This is a genomic window from Micromonospora musae (assembly GCF_003626545.1).
In the GTDB taxonomy this organism is placed as follows: domain Bacteria; phylum Actinomycetota; class Actinomycetes; order Mycobacteriales; family Micromonosporaceae; genus Micromonospora; species Micromonospora musae.
The window spans coordinates 771,876-792,068 of record NZ_RAZS01000001.1; the positions used below are offsets into that span (position 1 = coordinate 771,876).

Below are 20,193 nucleotides of genomic sequence, written 5' to 3' on the forward strand. Positions count from 1 at the left end.
GGGGAAGGGGCCCTCGCCCGAGGGCCCCTTCCCGATGCCACAGTCGCCGTCAGCCCGGCCCGTCGGTCAGCACCCCGGCCAGCACGCTCGGGTCGGCGTTCCCGCCGGTGACCACGACGGCCGTGCGGCCCTGGGGCAGTTCGTCGCGGTGGAAGAGCCGGGCGGCGAGCGCGACCGCCCCGCTCGGCTCCGCCACCAGCCGGGCGTCGCGCACCAGACGCCCCATCGCGGCCGCGATCTCCTCCTCGGTCACGGTCACGATGCCGTCGAGACGTTCCCGCAGGTGCGCGAAGGTCAGCTCGGAGAGGTTCGTGCGCAGCCCGTCGGCGCTCGTCCGGTGGGTCCGCTCGACGTCCCACACCACCACCGAGTCGACGGCGAGCGATTCCCGGGCGTCGGCGGCGAGCAGTGGTTCGACGCCGATCACCGCGGCCGACGGGCGCAGCGCCTTCACCGCCGTGGCCACGCCGGAGGCGAGCCCACCGCCGCCCACCGGCACCAGCACCACGTCCACCTCGGGAAGGTCCTCGACGATCTCCAGCCCGACGGTGCCCTGACCGGCGATGACGTGCGGATCGTCGAAGGGCGGCACCAGCGCACCGCCGGTCTCCGCCACGATCCGCTCCGCCTCGATGAGCCGCCGGGCGGGCGGGACGAGCACGACCTCGGCGCCGTACGCCCGGATCCGGTCGACCTTCACGAGCGGCGCGCCCTCCGGAACCACCACCGTGCAGGGCGCGCCCGCCGAGCGGGCCGCGTACGCCAGCGCCTGCCCGTGGTTGCCGGACGAGTGGGTGACCACGCCGCGGGCGCGGACCACCGGGTCGAGCCGGGTGACCGCGTGTGTGGCGCCGCGCAGCTTGAACGACCCGACCGGTTGCAGGCTCTCCGGTTTGAGCCACACCTGGGCGTCCCACGGCGCGGGCAGCAGCGGGGTACGGGTCACGGTGCCGGCGATGTCGGTCGCGGCGGCCCGGACGTCCTCGATCGAGATCAGCTCCATCGCCCCATGTTGCCCCTACCGCTGATCGCCCGCTGCCCGCCGCGAACGCACCCGCCCCAGAGAAACCCGACCATCCCGGCGGAGACCAGCTCCACCACCCGGGCGCGATCATCCGACCTCGGCGTGCCGCAGCCGTGCGCCACCTAGACTGCCTCGGTGAGCGAGGCCGACGAGCAGCCGGACGGGGCCGACGTACCCGCGGAAGGGGCGGAACCCGGAGCCGCCGGACGGCGGCCGGCGCTGGTCATCCTCGCGGTGGTCGTGGCCGCCGTCTTCGTCTGCTGCTGCTCGGCGTTGGTCGGTCTGCTCATCTCCTGGTCGGCGGGGCTGTTCCACCCACCGGCCTGAGCACGTCGGGGCCGACGACGAGCGCCCGACGTCGGGACCGGTCAGCCCGAGCGGCCCGTGGTGAGCAGGGCTGCCGCCTCGCCGGTACGCACCATGCGATGCCAGCGCAGCCGGTTGCCGATCACCGCGGTGACCACGGACTGCACCACGACGAGATACATCACCTGGCGGTAGACGACCTGCTGCAGCGGCAGCGCCCACAGCGGGCCGAGGCGTTCGCGGTCCAACCGCAGCGCGTAGCCGGCGGTCAACGCCTGGAGCAGCAGCAGCCCGAACCAGGACAGGGCCAGCGTCGACCAGGGCAGGAAGAGGAGGCCGTAGAGGGCGAAGACGTCGACCGCCGGAGCGGTCAACGGCAGTAGGAGCTGGAAGACCGTGAGGTACGGCAGGCCGCGCCGGCCCAGCTTGCCGCCTGCTCCTGGCTCGTGCAGCGCGTGGCGGTGCTTCCACATCGCCTGCATCGTGCCGTAACACCAGCGGTACCGCTGCCGCCACAGCTGCCGCAGCGTGGACGGCGCCTCGGTCCAGGCGATCGCGCTCTCCTCGTAAACCACCCGCCAACCTGCCCGCAGCACCTTCATGGTGAGGTCGGTGTCCTCCGCCAGGGTGTCCCCCGGCACCCCGCCCACGGAGCGCAGCACATCACGGCGGAACGCGCCGATCGCGCCGGGAATCGTCGGCATGCACTCCAGCACGTCGTACATCCGGCGGTCGAGGTTGAAGCCGATCACGTACTCCAGGTGCTGCCAGCGGCCGAGCAGCCGTCGGCGGTTGGCCACCTTCGTGTTGCCGGAGATGGCACCCACCGTCGGGTCGACGAACCCCTGCACCAGCCGGCGCACGGTGTCCGGCTGGAACACCGTGTCTCCGTCCACCAGGACCAGCAGTCCGGCGCGCGCGGCCCGGATCCCGGTGTTCAGAGCCGCCGGCTTGCCGGCGTTCGACTGCCGGATGACCCGTACGTCGCGCAGCCGCATCCGCTCGACGATGTCCGCGGTGCCGTCGGTGGACCCGTCATCCACCACGATCACCTCCAGCGCCGGATAGTCGCTCGCCATCAGCGACCGGACCGTCGCGGCGATGTTCGCAGCCTCGTTGTAGGCCGGCACGATCACCGAAACCGGTGCACGCACCTCGGGCCGGTCTCGGTGATCGGCGCGCCGGCGCACCCGGCGGACGTGCCGCTGGGCGCAGAACACCTGGACGGCGAGCCGGACCACGCCGAGCACCAGTGCGATGCCGAGCAGCAGGTTCATTCCGCTGGCCACCCAGCCGGCCGCAACCTGGGTCCAGCGCACCAGTGTGCCGCTGATCCGAGTGCCGGGGCCCGCCGGAACGGCCGACTCGGGCGCGTCGATCCCCGCAGAGACGGTGGTGAACCGGTACCCCTGACGGGTGAGCTCCGGCAGCAGCCGGTCCAGCGCGGCGACCGTCTGATCGCGGTCGCCTCCCCCGTCGTGCATGAGCACCACCGCACCACGGCCGCCGGCCGGTGTGGCCGCCTCGACGATCTGCGCGGCGCCGGGGCGCTGCCAGTCACGCGTGTCCAGGTCGGCGAGCACGGCGACATGGCCGCTGCCGGCGGCGGTACGCAGCGCGTCGTAGTCCGCCCCGGTCAGCGCCGACGGGACCGAGGAGAAGGGGGGTCGCAGCAGGGTGACCTGCTGCCCGGTGGCGCTGGCGATCGCCTTGCGGGTCAGGGAGAGTTCCAGCTCCCGGCGCCAGGCGGGCGCGGCGGCGAGATCCGCGTGCGTGAAGGTGTGCGAGCCGATCTCGTGTCCCTCGGCGAGAATCCGCCGCACCAGCTCGGGGTGCTCGTTGACCCGGGCGCCGACGACGAAGAACGTGGCGTGGGCGTGATGCCGCCGCAGCACATCCAGCACCTGTGGCGTCCAGCGCGGGTCCGGCCCGTCGTCGAAGGTGAGCGCGATGGTCCGGTCCGGCATCGCCCGGCTGACCGGTTCGGGCCGATCCAGCCGGAGCACCGGTCCGGCTCCCGTGACGCTCTTCGGCGGGGCCATCCGGTCGGTCGTGCTGTCCTGGACGGTCCGGCCGGAGCCGCCACCGAGTCCGGTCACCAGACCGTGCACGGTGAGCGTGGCGAGCAGCATCAGCACGCCGAGCAGGAGGAGGAACCAGTGCGCCCGGGGGTCCCGTCGGGCCGCGTGTCGAGGGGGCGGAGTCACTGCGGCTTGCCCGGGGACCTGTTCGGCTTCGCCGTGCTGCGGTGCTCGTCACCCTGACCCGGATGGTCGGTCCGGGCGGGCTGGGCGGTGCGCGGGGTCGTTCCGGTGGCGTCCGGACTCACCGAGCGGGCGGGCGTCGGAGCGGGTGCGGTCGAGGGGGTGATCGGAGTGGGGCTCACGGAGGGGGATTCCCCGAGGCCCGCACGGTCGTCCAGCCCCGCCTCGACGGGTTGTGCGGGCCGCGAGTCCGGCCAGCCGGGCACCGGCACGGGGGCGTCGAAGAAGAGACCGGCGAGGATCAGCGCGATGCTGGTGAGCAGACCCAGGCCCATGGCTGTACCGGCGATCACCGTCAGCCGACGGCGGCGACCGCTCCGGTCGACGAACACCGGCGGCGCGGCACCCGGCTGGTTCTGCATCTGGTGAACTCCCACGGCCGACTGCACCGAGGCCCGTCCGACCCTCGGTGAGAGGCCCGACATCCCGGGCCCCGAGGCTCAAAGCGCCCCCCGGAGTCGGGGTGTTACACCGTCAGGTGGCCCGGAGTTCCTCTACCGCGGTGCTCGGTCGCAGGAAGAGCAGACCGACCAAGACCGTGGCGAGCACCGCGGCGAGGGCGCCGCCCCCGAGCAGCGCCAACTGTTCCAGCGGTACGTCGGGCACCGCGTGCACCGCCGGGCTTTCGGTTATCCGGGTGTACTGCTCCCGCGTCGCCGGGTCGGCGCAGAGCTGCGCGCCGGCGTCGCAGACGGAGGTCGTCGACGGGCCGCGGTCGGCGTCGCCGAAGAGGGCCCGGGCCAGGACCGCACCGACGGTCAACGCCAACAGGATCGCCGGTACGGCGGGGAGCACCGCCTGCCAGACGAGCGACCAGGCCAGCGTGGTTCGCGGCACACCGGTCGCCGTCAGCGCGGCGTACGCTCGCCGCCGCGCCACGACGCCCTCGACGACGGCGACGAGCAGACCCGCGGCGGCGATCAACACCGCGACGGTCACCGCGAGGTCCACCAGGCTGATCGTGTTCAGGTAGAACGGATTCGCGCCCGCCTCGACGCCCGCGAGTCGGTTCTGCTGGCGTGCCAGCCGGTCCTCGGTGACGAAGTGCGAGCGCAGCCCGGCCGCTCCGGCGCCGAAGGTCACCGCCGCGAGCAGGGCGGCGAAGGCACGGCTGCCGGCCCACGGATCACTCATCAGCCGGCCGGCGGCGAGCAACGGGGCGGGGTGCCGGGCGTACCGGCGCAGCAGCCGACCGGTGGTGTGCGAGATCCAGCCGGTACCCGTCACGGTGCCGAGGATGGCGGCGAGCCCGCCCGCGGCGATGAGGAACAGCGCGAGTCCGACGAACGGCCCGTCCACGGTCCGTCGCAGGAGGACCGGCCACCCGAGGATGAACGCCGCCACGCCGACGACGATCAGCACTCCCGCCCATGGGCCGGGACCGCGTTCCCGAGCCGCCCGGCGCGTCACGCCCAACGGCGTGGTGATCACTCGGCGCAGCATCAGTGCGGTGGCGAGCCCGGCGACCAGCGGCAGGCCGACCACGACCGCGGCGAGCGCGCCGGCGTGCGGCAGAACGTCGGTGGGGAGGGCGAGCTGACCGCGCTCGTCCGGCCGGTGCAGCAGCTCGCGGCCGACCAGGTAGAGGGCGAGCCCGCAGAGTGTGCCGAAGAGGCCGGCGACGCCGGTCTCCAGCATCGCGAGCCGGGTGACCTGTCCCGGGGTGGCGCCGGCGAGCCGGAGCGCGGCGAGCCGGCGGTCCCGGGCCGGGGCGCCGAGCCGGGCGCACTGCCCGGCCAGGGCCAGCACCGGAACCATGAGCAGTACGAGGGCGAACGCCGTGCCGCCCCGCAGCCCCGGCTCCCGCAAGAGCGCGTTGGAGTACTGCTCGGACCAGCGGACCATGTTGTCGGCGGTGGCCGGTGGCGTCGGGATGGCGAGCACGGTGAGCGCCGCGAACGCGGCCAGCGCCGCAAGCGCCGCGCTGAACGCGGTGAGCAGCACCCGTACCGTGTCGGTGCGGGTCCCGGCCAGGGCGAGCCGGAGCAGCGCGGACGGTCTCACCGGGCACCGCCGGTCGACGGCACGTTCAGCTCGAGGCCGCTGTGCTCGACCGCCCCGTCGCGGAGTGTCACCTCCCGGTCGGCGTACGCGGCGATGCGCGGCTCGTGCGTGACCAGCACGACCGAGGTGCGCTGCTCCCGGGCCAGCCGGACCAGTGTGGTGAGCACCTGCTCGCCGGTGAGCGTGTCCAGCGCGCCGGTCGGCTCGTCGGCGAAGAGCACCCGCGGTCCGGTGACCAGCGATCGGGCGGTGGCGCACCGCTGCTGCTGCCCGCCGGACATCTCACCCGGCCGGACGTCGGCCAACTCCGCCACACCGAACCGCTCCAGCCAGCTCAACGCCGTCTCCCGTGCCGCTCGCCGCCCCGTGCCGGCGAGAAGCAGCGGAAGCGCGACGTTCTCCGCCGCGGTCAGCTCGGCCACGAGCTGACCGAACTGGAACAGCACACCGAACTCGGTGCGGCGCAGCCGCGACCGGTCGGCCTCGGGCCTGGTGTCGAGCCGCTCACCGCGCCAGATCACCTCGCCGGCGTCGGGCCGCAGGATCCCCGCGAGGCAGTGCAGGAGGGTCGACTTGCCGCAGCCGCTCGGCCCGGTCACCGCGACGATCTCTCCCTCGTCGACGTCGAGCGTCACGCCGCGCAACGCGGGTGTCCGCCCGTACGACCTGGTCAGGTCACGGGCCTGGAGCTGGCTCATGCCGCACCTCCCGGTGCCAGTCGGCGACACGGCTCAACGTGGTCGCCAGCCACTTGAGGTCGGCGTCGAGGTGAGCGATGGCGAAGTCGGCCGCCACGACGTCGTCGAGGGTGGCCGACGGGGCGTGCTTCAGCACGGTAAGTTCGCGCAGCCGCGCGGTGTGCGCCTGGCGCTGGGCGGCGAGGCAGGCGCGTACCCGGTCCACGTCGGCGACCAGCAGCGCCACCGCCATCTTGGCGAGCAGCGTGCTGGTCACGTACGGGTAGGGCGGTTCGACGTCGTTCAGCCACCGGTCCAGCGCCGCCCGTCCCTCGCCGGTCAGCGCGTAGGTGGTCCGGTCGGGCCCGCCGTCGCGCTCCTGACCGGCGACGGTCACCAGTCCGTCGCGCTGCATCCGGCTCAGGGTCGCGTAGACCTGGCCGAAGGCCAGGGGTCGGGCCTGCGGAAGCCGCTCGTCGTGGGCACGCTTGAGCTCGTAGCCGTGCTTGTCGCCCGTTGCGAGCAGCCCGAGCAGAACGTGCGGCGTGGACACCCGTCCACTATTCACTCGGTGAATAATCCGTGTCAACGGGCCGTGCCCGGTGCCGGCGTCAGCCGACGGCGGTCCAGCGGGGGTCGCGCCCGGTGAGGCCGAGCAGTCGGTCCAGGTCGGGCACGGCCGGACCGGTCGGCACCGGTTCGGCGAAGACACCCATCTGCCGGGCTGTCGGGCCGAGCTCTTCGGTCAGCTGCTGCAGCGCCACTGTGGCCTGTGGCGCCGGGGCGTACGGCCGGCCGGTGGCGACGGCCAGGTCCCAGCCGTGCACGGTGAAGTCCAGCAACACCATGCCGCCCACCATGGTCTGCGGCATGCCCATGCCGGGCGAGACGCCCTCCAGGCTCGTCGGATCGGCCCAGGCGGCGATCAGTCGCTCGGTCTCCACCTCGAACCGGCTCCGCCAGTCGTCGGTGAGGAAGTCCTGCTTCTCCGCCCAGGTCACCGGGCGCTTCGCCGCCAGGTCCCGGAAGTTGACCACCACCTCGAAGAGGTGGTTGAGCAGATCACGTACGGAGTAGTCGCGGCACGGCGTCGGCAGGTGCAGCTGGTCGTCGGCGACGCCGCGCACCACCGCGATCGTGGGCGGCGCCGCAGCCGCCAGCAAATCACTAGTCTCTGTGGCCATAGACCGAGCTTATGAGGGTGGTCTTGAAAAAATGCGACAGCGACCGCGTGGCGACAGCCGGGGAATCCTCGCCCCCGACCGGATGCTGCGACAGGTCCGGTTCCGCCGGCATCTGCCGGCGGCGCTGCTGCGTCCGTGGATCGAGCACTACTGGTTCGTCGACTGGGAGCTCACCGAGCCGTTCGCGCAGCACGTCGTACCACATCCCGCGGTGAACCTGGTCTTCCGTCGCGACGGCGACGGTCCGGCCTGCGGTGAGGTCGCCGGGGTCGGGCTGGCGCTCTTCTCGATCACTCTCACCGGAGTCGGCCGGGTCAGCGGCGTCCAGTTCCGGCCCGGCGGCTTCCACCCGTTCTGGCGCGGCTCGGTCGCCGAGCTGACCGGCCACCGCCGGCCCCTCGCCGAACTCGCCGAGCGCTGGCCGCCGGCCCGCGAACCGACCGGCGACACCTGCGACGGTACGGACGCCGACCGCTGCCGCCGCCTCGACGCGCTGCTCACCGGCTGGGCGCCGCAGGCCGGGGCGGACCCCGTCACCGAGGAGGTGATCCGCCTGGTCGAGGAGATCCGCACCGACCGCACGGTGCTTCGGGTGGACGCGTTCGCCCGGCGGCACGGCCTCACCACCCGCCGTCTGCAACGCCTCTTCCTGGAGCGGGTCGGCGTCGGTCCGAAGTGGGTGATCCGCCGGTACCGGATCCAGGAGGTCATCGAGCAGGCCACCGGCGGGCCGCCGCCGGACTGGGCGCGACTCGCCGCCGATCTCGGCTACAGCGACCAGGCGCACCTCGTGCGGGAGTTCACCGCGGTCACCGGAACTTCCCCCGCCGCCTACGCCCGCTCGCTCGCCTGATCCGGCCCCCGCCCGACCCCGCCCGCCCCGCACCGGCCTGCGCGTCGCTCGATCGGAACCGCAGACCTGTCGCCCGGGCCCGCGCGCAGCCCGCACGCCGGTCGGCCCGGGCCCGCACGTCGGTCGGACGCCGCCGGGGCCTGCATCTCGGCCCGCCTGGGCCGATCAACGCCGGGGAGCGTCCACCACGGGGGCAGCCTGCGCGAGCGCGCCCACGTTCCCTGGCGCGGACCTCACCCTGCGTGATATCGGCGCTCCGGCGGACACACCCCTGTGGACGCTTTGCTCTGCACCCCCATACGCGCCAATAACCGAAAGTAACTGCCGCTCGCGGTCGGACGCTCAAGGTCCCCAGAGGATTCGCAGCTCAGCTTGGTGGTGCGTATAGGGGTGCAGAGCAAAGCGAGCGAAGGGGTAGTAGCCGCCCCATGCCGAGAGTGACGCTGCGTATTCGGCGCGCGATGGTCACCCTGCGCAATCAGCGACCCGAGACAATCAGCGAGTCGGCACGATCAGCGGCTTCGGCACGATCAGAGGCGCGGCACGATCACGAACACCGGCACCGAGCGCACGGTCATCTGCGACGCAGCACGACCACTGCGACGTCGTCGTTGATCTCGGGCGGGGTGAGTTGCACCAGCAGTCGCTCACAGAACCGGTCCAGGTCCTCGTCCACCTGCGCGGCGACGTCGGCCAGCGCTGCCAGCCCCTCGTCGATGGTCGCGTCCCGGCGCTCGATCAGGCCGTCGGTGTAGAACACCAGCGTCGCCCCGGGCGGGAGCACGAACTCCAGATCCGCCGGGCGTTCGGCGCGGACCCCGAGCAGCGGCGCCGAGTGCTGGACGAACTCGACCTTGCCGTCGACGTTGAGCACCGGCGGCAGATGACCGGCGCTCGCCAGCCGGACCCGCCCCGTCGTCGGATCCAGCAGCAACACGCAGAGCGTCGCCGACTCGTTCGGCAGCAACGTGCGCATCAGCTCGTTGACCCGATGCAGGATCGCGCCGGGCTGGTGGCCCTCCACCGCGTACGCCCGGACGGCGTGCCGGAGCTCGGCCATCACCGTCGCCGCGTGCAGCGAGTGCCCTGCCACGTCGCCGACGGCGAGCAGCAGGTGCCCGTCGAGCATCACCAGCTCGTAGAAGTCGCCCCCCACCTCGGTCCGCGCGCTGGCGGGCTCGTAGCGCACCGCGAGGTCGAGACCGTTGATCTCCGGGATCCGCTGCGGGAGCAGGCTGCGCTGGAGCGTCACCGCGATGCGGTGCTCCTCGTCGTACGACCGCTGGGCCTCCACCGCCGCGGCCACCGCCTGCACCAACTGCACGAGCGCCGGCGTACGTTCGGTCTGGGTCTTGGTGGGGACCACGACGTAGAGCGGCGGCCGGTCCTCCCGCAGCCGGGCGGCGGCCACCGTCACCGTGTCGCCGGCCGGCCAGTCCAGCAGCGCCCACTGCGCCGGGTCGGTGACCCGGACCGTGGTGCCGACCGGCACCGCGCTGTCGTCTTCGACCGTCCACGGCACCGTCGACGCGCCCAGCCCCTGACCGGCAGCCACCCCGGCGAGACGCTCGCCGTCGGCCGTCTCCCCGACCACCACCGCCGGGCTCTTGAAGATCTCGGCGGCACCGGACGCCGCCGCCTCGAGCAGCTGCCGGAACGTCGACGCGGCGTGCGCCGCGACCGTGGTGTCGGCGAGCGCGAGCATCCGAGCGGCGAGCAGCTCGGCGCGCTGCCGGGCCTGGTAGTAACGGAGTACCGCGTGCGCGGTGGCGATCAGCTCGTCCGGCTCGATCGGCTCGGCGAGGTACGCGTCCGCGCCCCGGGTCAGCCCCTGGGTCCGGTCCACGACGTCCACCGCGTGCGCCGACACGTGGATCACGGGCATGGCCGGGTGCCGGCTCTTGATCTGCTCGCACACCTCGAAACCGCTGGCGTCGGGGAGCCGCACGTCGAGCACCACCAGGTCCACGTGGTCATCATCGACCCGGGTCAACGCGTCGGCGCCGTTCTCCGCCTCGATCACCTGGAACCCGGCCCGGGTCAACCAGCTGACCAGCAGGTATCGCTTGGTCCGGCTGTCGTCGACCACCAGCACGGTCGCCTGGGCGGGCACCTCAGGCTCCGCCCACCGGCAGGGTGACAGTGAAGGTGCTGCCCCGACCCGGCTCGCTGGTCAGCTCCAGGGTGCCGCCGAGCAGCGTGGTGAGACGGCGCGCGTACGGCAGCCCGAGGCCCGTGCCACCGGCCCGGGTCACCCCCGGCACCTGGTAGAACTCCTCGAAGATGCGGTCGTGCAGCTCGGGCGCGATGCCCGGGCCGGTGTCCGTGACCGTCAGCACCCAGCGGTCGTCCCGAAGGTGCGCGCGCAGCCGCACCTCGCCGCGCTCGGTGAACTTCAGCCCGTTGTGCAACAGGTTGCGCAGCACCTGGCCGAGCAGCACCTCATCGGTACGCAGCGTGGCCGACGGCGGCTCCTCCACCTCCAGCTCCACCGGGCGACCGGCGGCGAGCGCGCGCAGCGTGCCGCGCAGCTGCCCGAAGATCGGCCGCAGGTCGACCTCCGACCAGTTCACCTCGATCCGCCCCGACTCCGCCTTGGCCAGGTCGAGCAGTTCGTTGACCAGGGTGAGCAGGTCGGCCGCCGACGAGCGGATCAGCTCCACCTGCTGGGCCTGCTCCCGGGTGAGCGGGTCGGACGCCGAGTCGGCGAGCAGCCGGCCGAGACCGATGATCGCCGTCACCGGCGCCCGCAGCTCGTGGCTGACGTTGGCCAGGAACCGGCTCTTCGACTCGCTCGCCGCCCGCAGCTGGGCCGACTTCTCGTCCAGCTCGGCGTAGAGCGCCACCACGCCCCGGTTGGTCTCCTCCAGCTCCTCCGAGAGCTGCCCGTAGAGCGCGAGCACGCCCCGGTTCGTCTCCTGCAGCTCCTCGTTCAGCACCGCCAGCTCGTCGCGCTGCTCCCGCACCTCGTCGAGAGTCGCGATCAACTGCTGGTTCTGCGCCGCCAACTCGTCCAGGGCGCTGCCCGGGGTGCTCTGGCCGAGCTCGGTCCGGAGCTCGGCGAGGCGCTCCGGGGTCAGCGCCTGCGCGGTGACCGGGACACGTCGCGACATCCTCACGACCGTATCCCGGCCGACCCCGATCGTGCCCAGGCTGTCCACGAGCCGTGCCACCGCGCCGGACTGCGGCTCGTACCGGCCGGAGGGCAGCGGTCGGACCGGAAGCAGGTCCACCCGCAGGTGGCGTCGGCCGTCGGGGGTCTCGTCGAGGTGGAACGTGACATCCGCGCCGCCGACCATGCCCAGCAGGTCCCGGGCCACCTCGCTGAGCGCAGTGGCGACCCGCACCTGGTCCTGGTGCTCCAGGCCCACCGCCGCGGCGACCTCCCGGCCCCGCTGGCGCACCACGAAGATGTCGTGCTCGACGCGCAGCGCCATCTGGAGCAGCGGCGGGCGGTCGGGCACCGTGCTCATGCCGACGCCCTCGCCACCAGCACGCAGGCGTCGTCCCGGCGGGTGCCCGCGTCCCGCAGCAGTGTCGCGGCGACCACCAGCGGGGAGCGGTCGACGAGCCCCGGCAGGTCGTCGAGCCGCCAGCGGTCGACCACGCCGTCGCTGTGCATCACGAGCAGAGCGTCCGCCTCGAAGGGGTACTCGTACTCGCGGATCACGGGACGCTGGTGGCCGGCGATACCCGGCAGGGAGACGAGGCCCCGCTGCCGCCCGTCCGGCGTGACCACCTGCGCGGCGATGTTGCCCAGGCCGGCGTAGCGCAGGACGCCTGTCGACGGCGGCAGCTCGGCCACCGCCAGCGCGGCGCCCCGGGTGTGCGACATCGATCGGTGCAGGTGCTGCACCACCGCCGCCGGGGAGCCGGGCGGGGCGGCGTGGAAGGCGGCGATCGCGGCGTCGCTCGCCACGCAGGCCAGCGGGCCGTGGCCCAGCCCGTCGGCGACCAGCACCTGGGGGCGACCCTCGATCGTCCGGACGGCGTACCCGTCCCCGCTGACCGGCTCACCGCTCAGCGGCCGGGTCAGCCCACCGGCCCAGGGTGTCTCGTCGATCTCCGAGGGCCAGATCTGGACGGCGAGAACTGTGCCCCGGCCGGGTCGCGAGTAGCCGTCGAACCAGTTGGCCTGCCGGACTATCGCGCCGAGGCCGATGCCGAGCGTGCCGACCGTCGAGTGTCCGTCCTGGGAGGAGATGGCGAGGTCCGCCATGCCCGGCCCGGAGTCCACGGCGATCAGCTCCACGCCCGCCTCACGCTCGCGGCGCACGGGGCGGAGCAGCAGCGCGCCCTCCTCGGCGTGCTTGACGAGGTTGCTGGTCAGCTCGGCGGCGACGATGGCCAGGTCCGCCGTCCGCGTCTCGCCCAGCTCGAGCCGCTTTCCGAGGCGCTCGGCGGCGCGGCGTACAGCGCTGCCCGTGCTCCCCGACTCCATCCGGAACCAGACGCCGCGGTCACCGACCGCGTCGTCGGTCACCGAGCCCACTTGATGACGGTGATCCGGGTGCCCTTGCCGACTCCGGTGTCGATGTCGAACTCGTCGACCAGCCGGCGGGCGCCGCTGAGCCCCAGGCCGAGCCCGCCGCCGGTGGTGTAGCCGTCGGTGAGCGCCAGGTTGAGGTCGGCGATCCCCGGACCGGAGTCGGCGAAGATGATCCGCACCCCGCGGCGTCGCCCGTTGTCCACAGTCGCGACCTCGACGCCGCCGCCCCCGCCGTAGACCAGCGTGTTGCGGGCCAGCTCGCTCGCCGCGGTGACCAGTTTGGTCTGGTCGACCAGGGAGAGCTTCGCGGCCACCGCGACCGTACGGACCAGCTGCCGGACGCGTACCACGTCCTCGTCGCTCCGGATCGCCTGCGCGTGCGGTTGATCCAGGTCGATGCCTGCGGTCACGGTGAGCTCGTCGTCTCGGGATCGTCGTCGGACCCGTCGGCGAGCTCGTCGTCGTACGGGAACTCGTCGGCGCGGGCGTCGGCGACCAGCTCCATGCCGCGCTCCACGTTCAGCGCGGTCCGGATGCCGTTGAGCGACAGCCCCAGCTCGACCAGGGTGATGGCGACCGCCGGGCGCATCCCCACCACGACGGTCTCGGCGTCGAGCACCTTGGAGATCGACGCGATGCTGGAGAGCATCCGCCCGACGAACGAGTCGACGATGTCCAGCGCCGTGATGTCGATGATCACGCCGTGGCAGCCGGTGGCGACGATCCGCTCGGCGAGGTCCTCCTGGAGCTGGAGCGCCGTCTGATCGGACATGTCGAGCTGGATCGAGACCAGCAGGATCTCACCGATCTTGAGAATCGGCACCCGCTCCATCAGGCCCCCCTGCGCGAGCGGCGGGTGGTCTCGACGCCGGTGAGGCGCAGTACGTGGCGCAGCGCGTCGGCGAGGCTCGCCTTGGTGGCGATGTCGCCGAACTCGATGCCGAGCGCCACGATCGTCTGGGCGATCTGCGGGCGGATGCCGGAGATGATGCAGTCCGCACCCATCAGCCGCGCGGCCACCACGGTCTTGAGGATGTGCTGGGCGACCTGGGTGTCCACCGCCGGCACGCCGGTGATGTCGATGATCGCGTACGGCGAGCCGGTGTCGACCAGGGTCTGGAGCAGCCGCTCCATCACCACCTGGGCCCGGGCGGAGTCGAGGGTGCCGACCAGCGGCACGGCGACGACGCCCTCCCAGAGCTTGACGACCGGGGTGGAGAGCTCGAGCAGCTGCTCCGCCTGGTCGGCGATCAGCCCCTCCCGGGTGCGTACGTAGCTCTCGAAGGTGAACAGGCCCATCGTGTCGATCAGGGCGGAGAACGCCACATAGTCGCGGAGGGTGCTCTCGCCGCCGTGGGACTCCAGTAGCTCCAGCAGCACCTCCTTGAGCGCGAAGACGCTGATCGCCGTCTCGGTGGCGGAGAAGCCCTGCCGGGCCCGTCCCCGGGACAGCTCGGCGAGCACGGCGCGCAGCTCGGCGGCGTACTCGGCGTCGAGGTCGACGATCCCGTTCTCGGCCGTCGTGACGATGGCCTGGCGGAGTTCCTGGAGCTGCGAGCGCAGCTCGACCTGGCTGAGCCGGCCGCGCAGCGACGCCGCCACCGTCTCCGTCCAACGCTGCGTGACCTGGTCGACGTGCTCGCTCAGCAGGGCTGCGAGCCGGCCGCTCTCCTCGGCAGTCAGTGCCATTATCAAACCCCCCTCGACCCGGACCGGGCGGACTCTATCACCGGAACCTGCCCAACTACTTGCCGCAAGGCAACGGAATGATGATGGCCACCAGATGGCCGCGCCCGTTCTGCGCACGGCCAGGATCGTGGGATACCGTTCCACCGATAACAGGAGGTCTGGCGAATGTCCCTGACGGTGCAGACGGAACAACGCGGCGACGTGGTCGTCGTGTCGGTCGCGGGCGAGTTGGACATGGCGACCGCACCGCAGCTGCAGGACCAGATCACCGACCTGCTCGACAAGGGGCGCAGCCGTCTGGTGTTCGACCTGGCGGAGGTCTCGTTCTGCGACTCCACCGGGCTGTCGGTGTTCGTACGGGCCAAGAACAGCAGCGACGAGGTCGGGGGCGTGGTCCGGCTGGCCGCGCCTCAGCGGGGCGTGCTGCGCATCCTCGAGGTCAGCGGCCTGGTCGAGGTGCTCCAGACGTACCCGACGGTCGACCAGGCGGTCGCCGGGGATCCGACGCCCGCCTCCTCCTGACCGCTCTCGTTCATCGCTCGTCCTCGACGTGCCGGGGACGAGCGATGATCATGCCTGCGGCCGTCTGCACGACGAGCGCGACCGCCAGGAAGCCGATCGGCACGGTCCAGCCCCCGGTCGCCTGGTAGAGAATGCCGACCAGCAGCGGGCCGATGGCCGCGATCAGGTAGCCGGTGCTCTGGGTGAACGCGGAGAGCGCCACCGTCCCCTCCGTCGTCCGGGCCCGCATCCCGATGATCGCCAGCGCCAGCGGGAACGCGCTCTGCCCGATCGCCAGCAGCACCACCCAGAGCAGCGCGCCGCGGTGCGGCGCCAGCGCCACGCCGACGTAGGCGATCGCCATCGCGGCGGAGAGCGCCAGCATCAGCGGGCGCAGTGAGCGGAGCCGACCGGCGAAGGTCGGCATGAGCAGCGCGATCGGCACACCGAGCGCGGTCACCCCGGCGAGCAGCAGACCGGCCTGCTCCGGCTGGAAACCGGCGTCGCGGAAGAGCTGGGCCAGCCAGCCCATGATCGCGTACGCGCTGAGCGACTGCGTCCCGAAGTAGACGGCCATGGCCCAGCCGAGCCGGGTTCGCGCCGGGCGGACCCGGGCCGGGGTGGGCTCGGTCGTGGTGGCGGCCCGCCGGGTCGTGCCGCGCCGCAGCGCCAGGGGCAGCCACGGGAGTACGGCCACCGCGGCCAGCCCGGCCCAGACGGCGAGCCCGGCCCGCCAGGAGCCCAGCAGGTGGGCGATCGGCACGGTGGTCGCGGCGGCGGTCGCCGCGCCGGCGGTGAGCGTCATCGAGTACGCCCCCGTGACCAGCCCGATCCGGTGCGGGAAGTACTGCTTGACCAGCAGCGGCAGCAGTACGTTCGCCACCGCCACCCCGGCGAGCGCGGCGGCGCTGCCGACGAGGAAGACCACCGTGGAGGTGGTGCCGACCCGGACCAGCTGCCCGGCGGCGAGCAGCACCATCGCCGCCGCCAGCAGTCGCGGGGGCGAGTAGCGCCGGACCAGCCGGGGGGTGAGCGCGCCGAAGACGCCGAAGGCGATGGCGGGCAGGGTGGTGATGACGCCGGCCATCGCCCCGGAGAGCCCCATACCGTCGCGGACCTCGTCGAGCAGGGCGCCCAGGCTGGTGATCGCGGCGCGCAGGTTGAGCGCGACGAGCAGCATCCCGACCAGCACCAGGGCGGCGCCGGCCACCGGGCCGCTCGGCCGGGTCGGCGTCGAGCGCGGGCCGGCCGGCGCGGTGTCGGCGGGAACGACTGTCGGCTCGGCGGTGCTGGTAGGGGGTGGTGGCGGAGTCATACCGTCGAACCTACAATCATGGGATGAATTTCGGGCCGGTGATGTAACCAGTGCCACGGTCGGCGAATTCCCCACCGCCGCCCCCGCGCGGGCAGCGGATACGCGAGACGATCGCCCAGCTCAGGGAGCGGATCCTGGCCGGCGAGTGGCCGGTCGGCAGCCGCATCCCCACCGAGCCGCAGTTGGTCGCGGCGCTCGGGGTCGGGCGCAACACGGTCCGCGAGGCGGTCCGGGCGCTCCAGCACGCCGGTGTGCTCGAGTGCCGGCAGGGCTCCGGGACGTACGTGGTCTCGACCGACGAACTCGCTCCCGTGGTGGCCCGTCAGCTCACCGGCGACCGGGTGACCGAGGTGATCGAGGTCCGCCGCGCCTTCGAGGTGGAGGCCGCCCGGCTCGCCGCGCTCCGGCGTACGCCCGAGGATCTGGTCGCCCTCGACGACGCGCTCGCGGCCCGCGAGGCGGCGTGGCACGGCGGCCGGGCCGACGAGTTCGTGGAGGCCGACGTCGTGCTGCACACGGCGGTGATCGCCGCCGCGCACAACCGTCTGCTCGCCGAGCTGTACGCCTCGTTCGGCGCCGCACTGCGCAGCAGCCTCGTCGAGACGATGGGCGGGGCGCTCACGGCGGAGCAGTACATCGACCACGCCCGCATGGTGGAGGCCATCCGGGCCGGCGATCCGGAGCGGGCGGCCCGCGAGGCCGGGGCTTACCTGGAGGCAGCGCCCAGGGCTTAGGTTGTCCCGGACGGAAAACCGGACAGCGCGGGAGTACGGATGCTCAAGGGCTTCAAAGACTTCATCATGCGGGGCAACGTCGTCGACCTGGCGGTCGGCGTCGTCATCGGCGCCGCGTTCACCGGCGTGGTGACCCAGCTCACCGCCTCCTTCCTGAAGCCGCTCATCGCGTTGATCACGCTTGTGATCACCGGTCGCGAGGACGGCCTCAAGGGCGCCATGTGGACCATTCGGGGCGTCGACTTCGACTGGATCGCGTTCATCAACGCGCTGATCACGTTCCTGCTCACCGCGGCGGCGCTGTACTTCCTGGTCGTCTACCCGATGAACAGGCTGGCCGAGCGACGGCGGCGGGGCGAGGAGCCGCCGCCGGCCGCGCCCAGCGAGGAGGTCAAGCTGCTCACCGAGATCCGCGACGCGCTGGTCGCGGCGGGTCACCGGACGCCCGCGCAGCAGCGCGGCGCGCTCGACGACGTGCTCGGCCGGCAGGAACCGCCCACCGCGCGCTGAACCCGGCAGCGGCACATCGGCCCCCACGGGATTCCCGTGGGGGCCGCACATTCTCGTACGTATGTTCGATAGAGTCCGCGCATGGAGCAGCGGAAGCACTGGTGGAACGGGAAATGGGGGCGGCTGGCGCGGCGGGACGTGTTCCTCCGCGTGGACGGCGACCGGTGGCACATCGAGCAGCGGGCCGGCGGCGCCGAGGGGGTCTCCCGTTTCTACGAGTACGACGGTGCCGACGAGGCCGAGGCGACGGTCCGCGCGCTGCTCGAAGGGGCGGACGGCTGGCGGGAGTTGTCGCCCCGCCCGCCGGGTGGCTGGGGGGCGTCGAACGGCTGATCCGCACGGCGGGTCGGCCCGGGGCGGCGTTTAGCGTCGCGCCGCCCCGGGAACCGCGTCGGAATGAGGCAGCAGGGCGACCAGCAGACCATTTCCCGGATCACCACCGGGATGCCGGTGATCGACGCCGACGGAGTCGAGATCGGCACGGTGGATCTCGTCCAACGGGGTGACCCGAACGCGGTGACGGTGCAGGCGCCGACCGCCGACCCGGGCAGCAGCCTGGACGAGCTGATCGAGTCGACCGCGGTCGAGGAGCCGGGTGTTCCGGCGGATCTCGCCGCCCGCCTGCTGCACGGCGGATACCTGAAGGTGAGCGGCGGGCTCGCCGACCTCGGCGCGGTCTACGTACCCGCCGACTGGATCGCCACCGTCGCCGACGGCCGGGTACGCCTCGACGTGCCCGCCGCCGACCTGCCCGCCGAGGAGTGACCGGCCGCCGGATCAGCGCCGGGTCAACGCCGGTTCGGCCTCCGGTGCCGGAGCCGGCTCGGCCCGGCGGCGGCGGAAGAGCAGCAGCATCAGGCAGCCCGCGACCAGGCCCCAGAATGCGCCGCCGACGCCGAGCAGGGTCACCCCGGAGGCGGTGACCACGAAGGTGACCACGGCGGCCTCGCGCCGCTCCGGCTCGGCCACGGCCGAGGTCACCGCCGAGGTCAGCGCGGTGGCCAGCGCGCCGAGCAGCGCCAGCCCGGCGACCGCCTCGATCAGCACCGGTGGCGCGATCGCCACCAGCGCGGTCGCCGCCCCGGCGCCCAGCCCGAGCAGGGCGAGCCCGATCCCCGCCGTCACCGAGGCGATCCAGCGCCGGTCCGGGTCCGGATGGGCGTCCGGACCGGCGGCCAGCGCGGCGGTGATCGCGGCGAGGTTCACCGCGTGGCCGCCGGCCGGGGCGGCGAGCAGACCGGCGACGCCGGTGGCCCGCAGCGCGGCGGTGAACGGCGGGCGGTAGCCGTAGCCGACCAGCACCGCCATGCCGGGCACGTTCTGCGCGGCCATGGTGACCAGGAAGAGCGGTAGCGCGACCCCGATCAGGGCCGGCACGTTCCAGGAGGGCGGAGTCAGCTCGACCACGGGGCGCAGCCCGACCGCGCCGAGGCCGGCGCCGGCCGAGGTCGACGCGAGCGCCACCACCGCGACCACCAGCGCTCCGGGCACCGCCCAGGGGCGGGCGTACCGGTGCAGCAGCAGCCAGGCGACGACGACCGGACCGGCCAGCCGGGGCACCTCGACCAGGGCGCGTACCGGCGCCACGCAGAGCGGCAGCAACACCCCGGCGAGCATCGCGCCGGCGATCGGCTTCGGGATGGCCGCCACCGCTCGGCCGAGCGGCGGGACCAGCCCGGCCGCCACGATCAGCACGCCGGAGACGAGGAAGGCCCCGACGGCGGCGGGCCAGCCGCCGGGGAGCGGCCCGGTGGCGACCAGCAACGCCGCGCCCGGGGTGGACCAGGCGACGCTCATCGGTATCCGGTGGCGCAGGCCGAGCCAGGCGGCGGCGAGCCCGGACGCCACGCAGAGCGCCAGCAGCCCCGAGGCGGCCTGGCCGGTGTCAGCCCCGACCGCTCGCAGGCCGGCCAGCACGACGGTGAACGAACTGGCGAAGCCGACCAGCGCGGTGACCACGCCCGCCAGCACCGGTTGGAGTCGTCCCGCCACACCCGCCCCCTCGCACGCCGTTCCGTTTACGGAACGATGGTTTGTAGCACCATAGCGGGGTGCCCCAGCCACCACCAGGCCGCCGCCGGCTCGACGCCGACCCGAGCATGATCGGTGCCCGGGTACGCGGCCTGCGCGAGGAGAAGGGCATCTCGCTCTCCGCCCTGGCCCGGCTCGCCGGCGTGGGCAAGGCGACCCTCTCCGGGCTGGAGAACGGCGTCCGCAATCCCACGCTGGAGACGCTCTACGCGATCACCGCCCAGCTCGGCGTGCCGCTGACCGCGGTGCTCGCCGAACCGGCCGCGACGCCGACCGTGCACGGCGCGGCGGTACACGCCACCCTGCTGGAGGTCTTCACCGACACCGACGCGACCTACGAGCTCTACCGGATGCGGGTCCGCCCGGGGACCGGTCAGCTCTCCCCGGCGCACCAGCCCGGCGTCACCGAGCACGTCACGGTCTTCTCCGGGGTGCTGCGGGCCGGGCCGGCCGACGCGCCGTCGACCGCCCCCGCCGGCGGGTACCTGCGCTGGGTCTCCGACGTGCCGCACAGCTACGCGGCGGTCGGGGACGAGGAGGTCGACGCGAGCCTGCTGCTGCGCTACCCACGTCGCTGAGCGCCGCGCGCCGGCTCAGCGCTCGACGGGCGCG

Annotated in this window: 23 protein-coding genes; 8 read left to right on the plus strand and 15 right to left on the minus strand. The window is 73.2% G+C overall.

What is annotated here, in order from left to right; genetic code table 11:
* Window positions 1-49: 49 nt before the first annotated feature.
* Window positions 50-1,003 carry a threonine ammonia-lyase gene (locus D7147_RS03600; protein ID WP_120673769.1) on the minus strand — a complete coding sequence of 318 codons (954 nt, stop codon included), beginning with the start codon at window positions 1,001-1,003 and terminating at the stop codon, window positions 50-52.
* 156 nt (window positions 1,004-1,159) lie between these two features.
* Between D7147_RS03600 and D7147_RS03605 the strand changes: the two genes are divergently transcribed.
* The gene (locus tag D7147_RS03605; RefSeq protein WP_120673770.1) at window positions 1,160-1,351 is read left to right on the plus strand and encodes a hypothetical protein; all 192 of its coding nucleotides are present in this window, start codon (window positions 1,160-1,162) and stop codon (window positions 1,349-1,351) included.
* 41 nt (window positions 1,352-1,392) lie between these two features.
* Here the strand turns inward: D7147_RS03605 and D7147_RS03610 are convergent, their stop codons facing one another.
* The 6 genes from D7147_RS03610 to D7147_RS03635 form a co-directional block, all read right to left on the minus strand.
* Window positions 1,393-3,537 (minus strand): bifunctional polysaccharide deacetylase/glycosyltransferase family 2 protein, encoded by a 2,145-nt coding sequence (locus D7147_RS03610; protein WP_233562889.1) that lies wholly within the window; start codon window positions 3,535-3,537, stop codon window positions 1,393-1,395.
* Complete coding sequence (locus tag D7147_RS03615; RefSeq protein WP_120673771.1) at window positions 3,534-3,956, minus strand: superantigen-like protein SSL4; 423 nt, start codon at window positions 3,954-3,956, stop codon at window positions 3,534-3,536. The genes D7147_RS03610 and D7147_RS03615 overlap by 4 nt, the downstream gene beginning before the upstream one ends.
* Before the next feature lie 112 nt (window positions 3,957-4,068).
* Window positions 4,069-5,598, minus strand: coding sequence for an ABC transporter permease (locus tag D7147_RS03620; RefSeq protein ID WP_120673772.1), 1,530 nt, complete (start codon window positions 5,596-5,598; stop codon window positions 4,069-4,071).
* Window positions 5,595-6,296: an ABC transporter ATP-binding protein gene (locus tag D7147_RS03625; protein WP_120673773.1), complete on the minus strand. Its 702-nt coding sequence runs from the start codon at window positions 6,294-6,296 to the stop codon at window positions 5,595-5,597. Before D7147_RS03625 ends, D7147_RS03620 begins: the two co-directional genes overlap by 4 nt.
* The gene (locus tag D7147_RS03630; protein WP_120673774.1) at window positions 6,274-6,828 is read right to left on the minus strand and encodes a PadR family transcriptional regulator; all 555 of its coding nucleotides are present in this window, start codon (window positions 6,826-6,828) and stop codon (window positions 6,274-6,276) included. The genes D7147_RS03625 and D7147_RS03630 overlap by 23 nt, the downstream gene beginning before the upstream one ends.
* Window positions 6,829-6,886: 58 nt before the next feature.
* Window positions 6,887-7,459 (minus strand): TIGR03086 family metal-binding protein, encoded by a 573-nt coding sequence (locus D7147_RS03635; protein ID WP_120673775.1) that lies wholly within the window; start codon window positions 7,457-7,459, stop codon window positions 6,887-6,889.
* A 31-nt stretch (window positions 7,460-7,490) separates the two neighbouring features.
* On the opposite strand from D7147_RS03635, the gene D7147_RS03640 reads away from it, so the two are divergent.
* Window positions 7,491-8,312: a helix-turn-helix domain-containing protein gene (locus D7147_RS03640; RefSeq protein ID WP_120673776.1), complete on the plus strand. Its 822-nt coding sequence runs from the start codon at window positions 7,491-7,493 to the stop codon at window positions 8,310-8,312.
* A gap of 574 nt (window positions 8,313-8,886) precedes the next feature.
* Here the strand turns inward: D7147_RS03640 and D7147_RS03645 are convergent.
* The 6 genes from D7147_RS03645 to D7147_RS03670 are packed head-to-tail and all read right to left on the minus strand — an operon-like array spanning window position 8,887 to window position 14,490.
* Complete coding sequence (locus D7147_RS03645; protein WP_120673777.1) at window positions 8,887-10,425, minus strand: response regulator; 1,539 nt, start codon at window positions 10,423-10,425, stop codon at window positions 8,887-8,889.
* 1 nt (window position 10,426) lies between these two features.
* The gene (locus tag D7147_RS03650) at window positions 10,427-11,785 is read right to left on the minus strand and encodes a sensor histidine kinase (protein WP_120673778.1); all 1,359 of its coding nucleotides are present in this window, start codon (window positions 11,783-11,785) and stop codon (window positions 10,427-10,429) included.
* Entirely contained in the window at window positions 11,782-12,753 is a 972-nt protein-coding gene (locus D7147_RS03655) for a SpoIIE family protein phosphatase (RefSeq protein WP_199734071.1), read from the minus strand. Before D7147_RS03655 ends, D7147_RS03650 begins: the two co-directional genes overlap by 4 nt.
* A gap of 38 nt (window positions 12,754-12,791) precedes the next feature.
* Window positions 12,792-13,211, minus strand: coding sequence for an ATP-binding protein (locus D7147_RS03660; RefSeq protein ID WP_120673779.1), 420 nt, complete (start codon window positions 13,209-13,211; stop codon window positions 12,792-12,794).
* Window positions 13,208-13,633 carry an STAS domain-containing protein gene (locus D7147_RS03665; protein WP_120673780.1) on the minus strand — a complete coding sequence of 142 codons (426 nt, stop codon included), beginning with the start codon at window positions 13,631-13,633 and terminating at the stop codon, window positions 13,208-13,210. The genes D7147_RS03660 and D7147_RS03665 overlap by 4 nt, the downstream gene beginning before the upstream one ends.
* Complete coding sequence (locus D7147_RS03670; protein WP_120673781.1) at window positions 13,633-14,490, minus strand: STAS domain-containing protein; 858 nt, start codon at window positions 14,488-14,490, stop codon at window positions 13,633-13,635. Before D7147_RS03670 ends, D7147_RS03665 begins: the two co-directional genes overlap by 1 nt.
* Before the next feature lie 165 nt (window positions 14,491-14,655).
* Here D7147_RS03670 and D7147_RS03675 point away from each other — a divergent pair, with 165 nt between their 5' ends.
* Window positions 14,656-15,012: an STAS domain-containing protein gene (locus D7147_RS03675; protein ID WP_120673782.1), complete on the plus strand. Its 357-nt coding sequence runs from the start codon at window positions 14,656-14,658 to the stop codon at window positions 15,010-15,012.
* A gap of 10 nt (window positions 15,013-15,022) precedes the next feature.
* Here D7147_RS03675 and D7147_RS03680 read toward each other — a convergent pair whose 3' ends face one another.
* A complete protein-coding gene (locus D7147_RS03680) occupies window positions 15,023-16,306 on the minus strand; it encodes an MFS transporter (protein ID WP_120673783.1) in 1,284 nt (427 codons plus the stop codon).
* Window positions 16,307-16,356: 50 nt separating this feature from the next.
* On the opposite strand from D7147_RS03680, the gene D7147_RS03685 reads away from it, so the two are divergent.
* The 4 genes from D7147_RS03685 to D7147_RS03700 all read left to right on the plus strand — a co-directional run bounded on the left by D7147_RS03685 (window position 16,357) and on the right by D7147_RS03700 (window position 18,315).
* Window positions 16,357-17,040, plus strand: coding sequence for a FadR/GntR family transcriptional regulator (locus D7147_RS03685; protein ID WP_120673784.1), 684 nt, complete (start codon window positions 16,357-16,359; stop codon window positions 17,038-17,040).
* Window positions 17,041-17,079: 39 nt separating this feature from the next.
* The gene (mscL, locus tag D7147_RS03690; RefSeq protein ID WP_120673785.1) at window positions 17,080-17,550 is read left to right on the plus strand and encodes a large conductance mechanosensitive channel protein MscL; all 471 of its coding nucleotides are present in this window, start codon (window positions 17,080-17,082) and stop codon (window positions 17,548-17,550) included.
* 81 nt (window positions 17,551-17,631) lie between these two features.
* Window positions 17,632-17,883 carry a hypothetical protein gene (locus D7147_RS03695; RefSeq protein ID WP_120673786.1) on the plus strand — a complete coding sequence of 84 codons (252 nt, stop codon included), beginning with the start codon at window positions 17,632-17,634 and terminating at the stop codon, window positions 17,881-17,883.
* Between the two features lie 63 nt (window positions 17,884-17,946).
* A complete protein-coding gene (locus D7147_RS03700; protein ID WP_120673787.1) occupies window positions 17,947-18,315 on the plus strand; it encodes a hypothetical protein in 369 nt (122 codons plus the stop codon).
* Between the two features lie 12 nt (window positions 18,316-18,327).
* On the opposite strand, the gene D7147_RS03705 is transcribed toward D7147_RS03700, so the two are convergent.
* The gene (locus tag D7147_RS03705; protein ID WP_120673788.1) at window positions 18,328-19,542 is read right to left on the minus strand and encodes a benzoate/H(+) symporter BenE family transporter; all 1,215 of its coding nucleotides are present in this window, start codon (window positions 19,540-19,542) and stop codon (window positions 18,328-18,330) included.
* A 59-nt stretch (window positions 19,543-19,601) separates the two neighbouring features.
* Here D7147_RS03705 and D7147_RS03710 point away from each other — a divergent pair, with 59 nt between their 5' ends.
* On the plus strand, window positions 19,602-20,159 hold the full coding sequence (locus D7147_RS03710; RefSeq protein WP_233562890.1) for a helix-turn-helix domain-containing protein: 558 nt from the start codon (window positions 19,602-19,604) through the stop codon (window positions 20,157-20,159).
* Window positions 20,160-20,193 lie beyond the last annotated feature (34 nt).